At 58.7% G+C, this 10,888-nt stretch carries 6 protein-coding genes; 1 reads left to right on the top strand and 5 read right to left on the bottom strand.

The features are described from left to right. The first annotated feature begins 37 nt into the window (after positions 1 to 37). On the top strand, positions 38 to 415 hold the full coding sequence (locus tag HX855_RS00030; RefSeq protein WP_010171103.1) for a response regulator: 378 nt from the start codon (positions 38 to 40) through the stop codon (positions 413 to 415). 122 nt (positions 416 to 537) lie between these two features. Here HX855_RS00030 and HX855_RS00025 read toward each other — a convergent pair whose 3' ends face one another. The 5 genes from HX855_RS00025 to HX855_RS00005 all read right to left on the bottom strand — a co-directional run bounded on the left by HX855_RS00025 (position 538) and on the right by HX855_RS00005 (position 10,738). Beyond that, a complete protein-coding gene (locus HX855_RS00025; RefSeq protein ID WP_177089570.1) occupies positions 538 to 5,283 on the bottom strand; it encodes a YopT-type cysteine protease domain-containing protein in 4,746 nt (1,581 codons plus the stop codon). A gap of 139 nt (positions 5,284 to 5,422) precedes the next feature. Next, entirely contained in the window at positions 5,423 to 7,093 is a 1,671-nt protein-coding gene (locus HX855_RS00020) for a response regulator (RefSeq protein WP_177089571.1), read from the bottom strand. Beyond that, positions 7,090 to 8,592, bottom strand: a complete 1,503-nt coding sequence (locus HX855_RS00015) for an ATPase domain-containing protein (RefSeq protein ID WP_177089572.1) — start codon at positions 8,590 to 8,592, stop codon at positions 7,090 to 7,092. The genes HX855_RS00020 and HX855_RS00015 overlap by 4 nt, the downstream gene beginning before the upstream one ends. Before the next feature lie 121 nt (positions 8,593 to 8,713). After that, complete coding sequence (locus tag HX855_RS00010; protein WP_177089573.1) at positions 8,714 to 9,772, bottom strand: tetratricopeptide repeat protein; 1,059 nt, start codon at positions 9,770 to 9,772, stop codon at positions 8,714 to 8,716. A 75-nt stretch (positions 9,773 to 9,847) separates the two neighbouring features. Continuing rightward, positions 9,848 to 10,738 (bottom strand): bestrophin family protein, encoded by an 891-nt coding sequence (locus HX855_RS00005; protein WP_177089574.1) that lies wholly within the window; start codon positions 10,736 to 10,738, stop codon positions 9,848 to 9,850. Between the last annotated feature and the right edge of the window lie 150 nt (positions 10,739 to 10,888).

Genomic DNA, 10,888 nt, shown 5'->3' with positions numbered 1-10,888 from the left:
GTCGTATCAGCAGCAATTGACCGGACAAAGGCTTCCCATGAGTGAAGATGCACAAGATGTTGTACTGATCGTCGAAGATGACGAGTCCATTATGTTTGTGTTGGGCGAGTACCTGTCGGGCCTGGGGTACCGGGTGTTGAAGGCGATTGACGGTGAACAGGCGTTTGAAATCCTGGCCACCAAGCCGCACCTGGACCTGATGGTGACCGACTATCGCCTGCCCGGTGGCATTTCCGGGGTACAGATCGCCGAGCCTGCGATCAAGCTGCGACCGGAATTGAAGGTGATCTTCATCAGCGGCTATCCCCAGGAAATTCTCGACTGCAACAGTCCGATTACCCGCAACGCACCGATCCTGGCCAAGCCGTTTGATCTGGACACGTTGCAGGAGCACATTCAGCGGTTGCTGGCTTAAACGGGAACCAGCGTTGTGAATCGGAAGTAACGCGGGAAGCCGCAATGGTCATGGCTTGCGTAAGTGGCTTGGTGACCACCGACTCAGGCACCTGAGTCGAGTGGTTTACCGAGTGTTTAAAACTAACCCGCGATAAATGCCGCGGGTACATCCCCTTTGATATAAAACACCTCAGCTTCCTGCAGATGCAATTTCTCAATGGCTTGCAAAAGTGTTGCTTTCGTAATTTTCTTCTGGGCTATCAGGCGTTCGCCATCCTTCAGAATGATGTCGGCAACGGTACGAAAGGCTCCTGGGTCTTGCGTGGTATCGACAGTAAAGACAGGCACCTTGTTATTTTCGGTTGAGTACATCTTGGCGAAGCTATCGGCCTTTGCCTTTCTTGCGCTGAAAGACATGACTTCGCCACTACTGCCTCCTGTCCGGGCGGTGTGTTGGATGATGGCTGCGAGGTAATCATCTCCGGAAGCTGTGGCACCCGCCGCACGCCTGAGGCCGGTTGCCGCAGAGTCGTTGGCCGCCGTATGAGCCCGATATATTTCGGGTGGGATATCAAAGTCCGCACTTTTGAGCTCGCCCAGGGTTTTAATGGACGGCGGGGTTCCGGGCTGAGCGAGACGCTGCTTGAGTAGATTGTCTATGAACCGTTCAGCACTTCTTACGCTGGGTGGTTGGACAAGTATTGGCGCGTCATACAGCGCTTTCACATCCGAACCAAAAACACTGTTTTTCTGCTGCCAATCGTCGGCATGGTTAAAAACCTGGAACTCCAACTTATTAGGGTCCGTACTGTGGGTTTTATATTGCGGAACCAGTTTTTTATCGCGAGTCAGTTTTTCCAGTCCTTTTTCCATCGCCTCCGCGTTTGAGAAGTTCGCCAGGCCAAAATTGGGATCATAAAAGTAATAGGTTTTGCGGGTGCCATCGATTTTTACGCCAGCCGCCATTGCATGGCCCGGAGAGTCGATCATGACTGACTTTGAAACAGTGGAGTCGGCCAGTTCCTTGACCATGTTTTTAACTGAAAGCTGCCGTACGGGTTGGCCCGCGTGGAACGCACTTCGGGAACCCACTTGGGTTTGGAGCTTACTGAGCTTCGTGATAAATGCCCTGGAAGCCGGGTCTGCCGGAAAGGCCGCGGCGAGGACCATGTTTTTGATTAGTATCTGTTCTTTACCTTCTGCAGCGGCGTTTGCCATGACGCGCGAAAGTGCAGCACATTGCCCATCAGACAATTGCATTGTTTGGGAGAAGTACAGGACTTGTGGGATAGGTATGACGTCTCCGAAACGCGGCTCGATATTGTCGATAAATCTCGCTGATCCGGTCCGGCCCAGTTCGTAGGAGAGATCGTCGTATTTCCTGACCAGCATACCGACTTGCTCTGCCGTGATGTTCTTGTCGGCGGCCAGTTTCATGATGTCTGCCGCTTTTATATTATTGGAGAAGCCCTTTATCGTCTGAGGGTTTCCCGTGGAGTAACCGCGCTCAAACGCTGCTTTTCCAGGCCCGTCTCGATGGGTGTAAACGGTTTTTTTCCAATGATTGACAACGGCTTCATCCACTTTCTTGACGGAACGGTCCGCCGTGGCCCATTTTCCGAGCATCTCCGTATCTGACGTTGCGGAGGGAACAAAGTCTTGCAGGGCAGTACCGTAGGGCTGGCGGGTGGCGGGGTTATAGTGGAACCATTTCCCGTCCTGAAGAACCGCCGGGCCTTGCACAATGTTATTGCCCTGCTTGAAGGTACCGAATGAGGATGAGTCGAAACGCTTGCTGGCGCTCACGAGATCATAGGCATCGGCGGCGTGTGTGACCTTCCTGAAGGCGTTTCTTGCGCCCTTGAGCCCTGCCTTTCCCAACCTGAAAGCGCCGACGCCAAGATCGACAACTCCATCCAGGGGGTTAATGGCGCCAATGGCGCCGCGCCCGAGGATTTTTGCCCCATGGGCAATTTTTCTGACAAGGGATGCACCTGACCGGGTTGCAGCGCCTATATTTCTGCCAAGGGATACACCTGCTTGTACGGCCTTCGCTGCCTTGGCCGCAGCCCCGACCCCCAACACAAAGCCGAAGGCATCGAATGCCAAGTCAACGATGCCGTCGCCAACGTTGCCTTGTTGAAAATTCCGGATCGCCGAACGCAGCGGGATAAGATTCAGCATGAACTCCTGGACTTTTTTGTAGAAGGGGACCTCGGTGTCGAAGGTTGTCATGCCCTTGGCTGCATGCTCCAGCTCGCGGATTCCGACATTTTCGATCATCGCGCCGGCGATGTATCGGGTCTTCTCGCTTGTAAAGCTGTTGGGCGTAGCGGTCGCATGTTTTTTGTCGGTGACGTTTGCCGAGTAGCTGCCGGCAGGCTCAACGGCTTTCAGCAGGGTGCCGCGGCGGCTATGCCCATCGGCATAAAATTGCGGCCCCAGTGGATGGCCCTTCAGCTCATCACGTTTGCGCGTAGTGTTTGTACGCAGGTTGATTTCATAAACATGTTCGGCACCACCGTCGAGTTCCGCTTTTACCAGGAGGGTATTGGGTACTTTTGTTTCAACGATTTGGCCAAAGGGCGATTGAGTGACGTTGTATTCGGAGAGCGGGGTGATTTTCGCCTGATCAATATTTATTCTGTCCTCAATAGGCATCGTGTTAATCAGGTGGGCGACTTGAGCGCCAATCGCTTTTTCGATCGCGGGAAAGTAGGCTGACATTGCAGTTTTAAATTGCTCATTGATATCGGGAAGTCGGTCGGCCTTGCCCTGGATATCGCGAATATGGAACTTTGTGCTTGACGAATCCCAATCGTGGATTTCAGCTGGGCGAGAATGGAGGTAACCCTTCAGGTAAAGATCCAGCACTGAATAGGGCCCTGGGTAGTCACGACGCTCCGGGAACGTTGTGATGCACTTTTCCTCGAACGGAATCCGATTACCATACACACGCCTGAGCTCCGCGAGCGCCATCTCCTCGCGTTCGGGCATGGGGGTCGATAGGGTTTTTGAGGCCTCACTCAACGTGTCGACCTGGTCATTGAATGCGCTGGAAACGCGGCGCATCTGATCATCGGTGTAGTGATCCTGGGGGTTCAACGGGATTACCCCGTTGGCAACACCCCAGTCTTTAAGTGCCTCCCATTGAGCCTTTTGCTCGACGTGCCGGTCCTGGGCGGTGACGGGCGCGATGTCGTTTCGCATCATGACCTGTGCAAAGGTCATGCGCGCGGTTGAGCCAGGCGCCTGGGCTTCGATACGCGCCACGGCGGTGCTGAAGCTCACCCAGGTATGTGAGCCGATGGTCACATTCTCGGGGATCTCCTTGACCACATACGCGGGCGCCCTATGTGCCAGCAGCAGGTGGGCCGCAATAGGCGCCATCTGCGCGCTGGCCCGCCCCGTGTCGACGAGGTGTTCAGCCAACTCGGCGACAGTGGCTGAAGGGGGCTTGCCCCAATGCTCAGACCGTGCCAGATCAAAACCGGCCACGGTCGTCCTGGCGGGACTCGACGTGGATCTATCGTCGGATTCTTCATCCAGAGTGGCGCTGAGGGCTGCCAGCGTCCAGTCGTTGATGCAATCGGGGGTCGATACGCCTCCAAACTTTTCCTGCAACGCCCGGCCGAGCGCCTGAGCCTTGGGCGTAGCCAGAAGGGCTTGAATAAACTGCTCCCGGTTACGCAACTGGTGGGGAGAGTAATCTTGCTGGCGGGTCAGATAGCCCAGCACCCCTTTAGGTTCGTCATAGTTTTCCAGATCACTGATATCCAGAGTGTTTTGTCTCAGGGCGTTTTTCACGTTTCGCCGATCGTCATCGCTCCACGGGGTCGGCCAGGACAACGCTCCACCGAGGTTCCCCAGGGGGAGCTGGGAAAGGGGGGCGGTGGTCAGAAACTGGCCGAGGCTGTAAAGATCATCGCGGCTCTTGGGCATGTCCCAAGCGTTATCCCCGATGTATTTTTCGAGGCTGACGGTGGCGTCTTCCTCCCCCTGCCGGTGGGGCGAGTCGGCATGCAGGGTTAGGGTGGTGTTGCTCAGCTCATTGCGAATGAACCGCTCCAATTGAGCGTTAACCAAACTCGGGGTTAGATACAAATGATGAGAGGGCGGTAGTGTTGTGCGAGGCATCAGCTTTTCGGACTCATCTTCCGCCCGGAGCATGACGTGAATCACTTTGAGCGTGGCCTGCCATTGGTCGTGAATGTCGGCCAGCCTGGTCTTTTCGTGCTGCAGGTTGTCTTCGGACCGCCTGACCGCAGGTTCTGCGAGGTCAAAGGTCTTGGTTTGTTCAAGCTTTGCTGCTCGAGCGCCGGCGCCTTCTCTGTTAAACCCGCTGCGGCCTTCGCCATAAAAGTCGGCGACTTCCCGGTAACTCGCTGATGTGGGGGTTGTGGGGGAGTAAATAATAAAGGGAGAGGCGGACGTCAGTGCTTTTGCTGCTTGCATGATCGGCTCCATCATCGACGCCCACCCATAGCCTTCAGTGCCGCCCGAAAACACTCTGCGCTGACCGCCGACGAGGGCGGTGATGGAATTTTCTTTGTGATTGATCTCTATGGATTTTGAAAGATCTATCCCCTTTTCGGTTGCCCAGGTGGCAAAGAGTGGGTTCTTCATCACATTGTGCAGGTGTGACCACCATTGACCGAAGGCAGAGGCGGAGGGAATGTTTTGAATGTCGTTAAACTCCCCGGTACTTTCTGCCGTGCGTAGCATCTGTGCAAAAAGCTCCGCCAACTCACTGTCGCCTTTGGCTTGGGCATTGGCTTCGGTGGGGTCCGTCTCCGCCGCCCGTGGCCGGCGGCTGGAAGACTGCTGGGCTGGGGAATTGAAGGTCTGTTGAAACGAGGGATTAAAGCGGGAGGCGGCAATGGTCATGGCTTTCGCTCATCAGGTATTTATAGGACACGCCTCGGAAAAATTTCGCTCTCCGAGGTGTAAACCTTCGTACCCAAATTGGCGGTTGCGATTCCAATCCGCTGGCGATCAATGATTGCCGGGTTTTGCGGTATCTACTTCACGCCCTGATCATCTCCCGCACCTTGGCCGTCAACAAATCAAAGGTGAACGGCTTGGTGATCATCTGCATGCCCGGGTCCAGAAACCCTCCACGCACTGCTGCATGCTCTGCGTACCCGGTGATAAACAGCACTTTCAAGTCGGGGCGCACCTGGCGGCCGATTTCCGCCAGTTGCCGGCCGTTCATGCCCGGCAGGCCCACATCGCTGATCAACAGGTCAATCCGCTGGCTGGACTCGATGATCGGCATGGCGCTGTCGGCGTCACCGGCTTCGACAAAGGCATAGCCCAATTCACTCAACACGGCACTGACCAGCACCCGTACGGCCGGGTCGTCCTCGACGATCAGTACGGTTTCACCCGCGTTGGCGAAGGGCAGCAGGGCCAGGTTGGCCGGTTCATCGGCCACTACTTCGCCAATGAAGCGTGGCAGGAACAGGCTGACCGTGGTGCCCTGGCCCACCACGCTGTGAATCGTCACATGCCCATGGGATTGCCGGGCAAACCCGTAGATCATCGACAACCCCAGGCCGGTGCCCTGGCCAATGGGTTTGGTGGTGAAGAACGGGTCGAATGCCCGGCTGATCACGCTGTCGGGCATGCCACAGCCGGTGTCGCTGACACTCAATTCCACGTAGTCGCCGGGGGTGAGGGTGCCGTAAGCGGCCGTGAACACACTGTCGAGATGGCGGTTGGTGGTTTCCACCACCAGTTGGCCACCACTGGGCATGGCATCCCGGGCGTTGATGGCCAGGTTGAGCAGGGCGCTTTCCAGTTGGTTGGGGTCGACCTCGGCGGTCCATAGCTGCTCGGTCAGCCGGATGTCCAGGGAAATGCTCTCATTGAGGCTGCGTTGCAGCAACTCGCCCATGGAGGCCACCAGTTGGTTGATCTGCACCGGTTTCGAATCCAGTGACTGGCGCCGGGAGAAGGCCAGCAGGCGGTGGGTGAGGGCGGCGGCGCGGTTGGCGGAGGTCACGCCCAGGTCAATCAGGCTGTCGAGGTCGTCGATCCGCCCCCGGGCCACCCGTCGTCGCAGCAACTCAAGGCTGCCGATGATGCCGGTGAGCATGTTGTTGAAGTCATGGGCAATGCCGCCGGTCAATTGGCCCACGGCTTCCATTTTCTGCGACTGGCGCAACGCCTCTTCATTGTTGCGCAGCTGTGCGGTGCGTTCTTCCACCTGCTGCTCGAGGGTTTCCAGGGTGCTTTGCAGGCGCTGTTCGCTCTGGCTCAAGTCAATCAGGCGGTCCCGGGCTTCGTATTGCCGGCGACGGCCCCGTAGCGCGGTGGTCACCAGGCTGATCAGGGTCACGGGATGGAACGGCCGCTCGAGGAAGGTCACGTTGCCCAGCAGCGTACTCAAACGCGATGCGCCGTTCTGTTCGCTGCCGCCATGATGGGTCATCAGCACGATAGGCAAGTCCGACCACGCCGGCTGCTGCTGAAGATGGGTCAGCAGGGGCTCCAGGTCGATGCCATGCATGGCTTCGGCCGCGATGATCAACAGCCCGGCCCCGTGTTCCAGTTCATCGCAGAGCACCTGCAAATGGCTGGCGATGATGCCGTTGAAACCTGCCTCGTTGAGCATCATCAGCGCCAGGGAGCTGTCGCGGCCCAAGGGCGCCAGGATGATCGCCCGTTCGGAAATGGCGGGCACGTCGCTCATGAACTTTCGTCCTTGAGCAGCGGGTTGTCGGTGCCCATGTAGGTCGGCACACCACGCAACACACCCTGGAACGCATCAAGGGGTTCGCCGATGGTCATGCCGCGACCGCCGATACGGTATTCGCGAATCGTCGACTCGTGGCTGCCGGTGCGTTTCTTGATGATCGAAATTGCGCGGCGGACTTTGCCCAGCGCCTCGAAGTAACGCAGCAGGATTACGGTGTCGGCGAGGTAAGTGATGTCTACCGGTGCTTGCATGTCGCCCACCAGCCCGTGTTGGGCCACGGTCATGAAGGTGGCGGCGCCACGTCGGTTGAGGTACAGCAGCAGCTCGTGCATGTGCAGGATCAGCGCGTTCTCTTCAGGCATCGCGGCCTGGTAGCCGTTGATACTGTCGATCACCACGGTCTTGATCCCGCGTTCATCCACGCAGCGCCGCACCCGGTGAGAGAACTCGCCGGGGGACAGTTCGGCGGCGTCCACTTGCTCGATCAGCAGGTTGCCGGTGGCTTGCAGGGCGGTCAGGTCGATGCCCATGTTCTTCATGCGTTCGAACAGCAGCCCCAACTCTTCATCAAAAATGAACAGCGCGGCTTTTTCGCCCCGGCCCACGGCGGCGGCAGCGAAGATCATCGAGATCAGCGATTTGCCCGTACCGGCCGGGCCGAGGATCAAGGTGCTGGAACCGGTCTCGATCCCGCCGCCCAGCAGTGCGTCCATCTCGCGGATGCCGCTGGTCAAGGTCTGGCGGTTGTAACCGCCCCGGTGCTCGGCGGCCACCAGGCGCGGGAACACGTGCACGCCGTCTTCCATGATGGTGAAGTCGTGAAAGCCGCCGCGGTATTTCTGGCCACGGTACTTCACCACCCGCACGCGGCGGCGTTCGGCGCCGTAGTTGGGGGTCAATTCCTCAAGGCGGATCACGCCGTGGGCCACGCTGTGCACGGTTTTGTCGAGGGACTCGGTGGTCAGGTCGTCCAGCAGCAGCACGGTGGCTTCGTAGCGCACGAAGTAATGCTTGATCGCCAGGATTTGCCGGCGATAGCGCAGGGAACTTTGGGCCAGCAGGCGGATTTCCGAAAGGCTGTCGATGACCACGCGAGTGGGTTTGACCCGCTCCACCACTTCGAAAATCTGCCGGGTGGCTTCGCCCAGTTCCAGGTCCGAGGAGTACAGCAGGCTCTGCTGGTGCTCGGCATTGAGCAGGCTCTCGGGCGGGGTCAGCTCAAAGATATGAATGTGTTCGTCCAGGTCCCAGCCGTGGGACTTGGCACCCTGGCGCAACTCGCGCTCGGTCTCCGACAGGGTGATGTACAGCGAACGTTCGCCATTCCTGGCGCCCGCCTGGAGAAAATGCAGGGCCACCGTGGTTTTACCCGTGCCCGGCTCACCTTCAAGCAGGAACAGATGGCTGCGCGAAAGCCCCCCGGAAAGAATGTCGTCCAGACCTTCAATACCGGTGGCCGCTTTTGCTGTGAACAGCTCTTTGGATGTAGACAAGAAGTGCCCTCGGGTCACGTATCAGTAGAGGGGAGCGCCCGCTGGGGCGCGCCATATTTACTTGACCGTGGCGCTGTGTGGCGGTTCAACGTTTTGTTTCAATTACGCCTTTTTGCCCTGCTTACAGGCCTTGCTGTAACGCCGGATCGTCCGGGTTTTGCTGTTCGAGCTGCGCCAGCAGCACCTGCACGTTCTGCAACTGGCCGGTTTCTTTCCAGTAATTGACCAGCAACACCCGCGCCTTGCGATTGGCCGGGTTGCGCTGGACGATTTCTTCCAATTGGCGCTGTGCCGCTTCCAGTTCCTGCTGGGTGTGCAGGGTGGTGGCCAGGTCGTAACGGTAATCCTGATTGTCGGGTTCCAGCTCCACGGCCCTGGACAGGCTGAGCAGGGCAAAGGCCCGCTCGCCCCGGTGCAGCAGCCACATGCCCAGGGCATGTTGCAGATAGGCCGATTCAGGATGGGCCAGCAACTGCTTGGCCAGGAGCTGGCGGGACTCGTCGACCTTGCCCTGTTTATCCAACAGTTCGATCTGCGCGACCACGGCTTGCAGGTTGTCCGGTTGCAGGCGCATCGCCTGTTCCAGGGCATTTTGTGCGTCGGCCAGTAAGGCACTGTGAATGTACAGGCGCGCCAGCTGGATCCAGCCTTCGGGGCTTTCGGGTTGGCCCTTGAGCAACTTCACGTATTCATCGAGCACCTGCTGCAGAGGCCCGAAGTACAGGCCCAGGGTGTCGGGGGACAATCCCAGCAGCGCATTGGCTGCGGCAAAGCGTACGCTTTGCTCCGGGTCATCCAGCAGCGGCCCGAGCAACAGCGTGCGCTGGCCGCTGGGCACCAGGCCGACAATGCTGTGAATCGCCGCCTCACGCACCTTCGGCGCTTCGTTGGCCAGGTCCTTGTCTGCCAGCTTCAGGGCCTGTGGGCTGGGGTAATTGGGCAGTTCGGCATACAGCGCGGCACGGCGCACATCGGACAGGTCCGGGCGGCCCAGCTGTTGATACAGCACACGGGCGGCGCCGGGTTCGCCGTTACGCGCCTGTTTCAACGCCTTGGCATAACCGTGGGCAATGGCCGGCGGCACAACCACCGGCGGCGTACGGGTGAAATACCAGGTTATCAGCACAATCAACAACAGGGTGCACAGGCCGAAGATGGAGTAACGGCGTGACTTTGACATGCAGGCGTCCGAAAGCTGGGCAGCTAGTGCAAAGCCATCAGCTTCGGTCAGGTCACCCCGAGTGTCAAACCCCCATCACGTCAGCACGAATTCAATCGGCTCAAGGGGCGGGGGCAGCTCGGTTTCACCGAGGGCGGCCAGGATCTCGCGTTGCAGGGTGCGGACGATGGCGTTGCAGGGCAGGTCGTTTTCGTCGAAGCCGAAGGGGTCTTCGAGGTCGTCGCCGATTTCATCCAGGCCGAAGAAGGTGTAGCTGACGATTGCGGTGAAGATGGGTGTCAGCCAACCCAGGGGCTCGGCCATGGCGAAGGGCAGCAGAATACAGAACAGGTAGATGGTGCGGTGCAGCAGCAGGGTGTAGGGGAAGGGCAGTGGCGTGCTTTTGATCCGCTCGCACGAGGCCTGGACCTGGCTGAGGCCGTACAGGCGGGTTTCCAGTTGGGTGTAGCGCCAGTCGCTGATGTGGCCTTGTTCGGCCAGGGTCGAACAGCGCGCGCCCAGCTGTTGCAGGATGCGGTCGGGCAGGTTGGGGTGGCTGGCTTGGACGCTGACCCATGGCTTGATTGCCTGGGCTTCGTCTTCCAGGCGTAAGCGCGCGACCAGGCCGTGGGCGAAACCGCACAGGCCGCGGAGTAGGCCTTCGCGTTCGTCGGGGGTGAAGAGTTGGGTTTCGCGGATGAGTGAGCGGACTTCGATGACCATTTGGCCCAGTTGCTTGCGGCCTTCCCACCAGCGGTCGTAGCAGGCGTTGTTGCGAAAGCTCATGAAGATCGACAGTGACAGGCCCAGCAAGGTGAAGGGCGTGGCGTTGACCTTGGAGAAATAGGCCGGGTGCAGGGTTTCTACCAGTACGATGACCGAGGCCAGCAGGGTGACCGCCAGGCTGCGCAGGGCGATGCGCTTGGCGATTGAGCCTTTGAGGGAGAACAGGATGCCGAGCAGGTTGGGTTTGGGGCGGACGATCATGGGCGGGCTTCTTGGGTGGCGCAGGTTGTCAGGTTAGAAGCCTGACGGTGTTGCGTCCAATTGCTTGGGCTGACTGGGTGATTGGTGGGGTCTATCGGGGGGGCTTTTGGTGTACATATCCGTTGCTGCGGTAACGGCCGCCTATGGTTC

Origin of the sequence: Pseudomonas sp. IPO3778 (assembly GCF_013386825.1) — a bacterium.
Classification (GTDB): Bacteria; Pseudomonadota; Gammaproteobacteria; order Pseudomonadales; family Pseudomonadaceae; genus Aquipseudomonas.
This window is presented reverse-complemented; position numbering and strand designations above follow the sequence as displayed.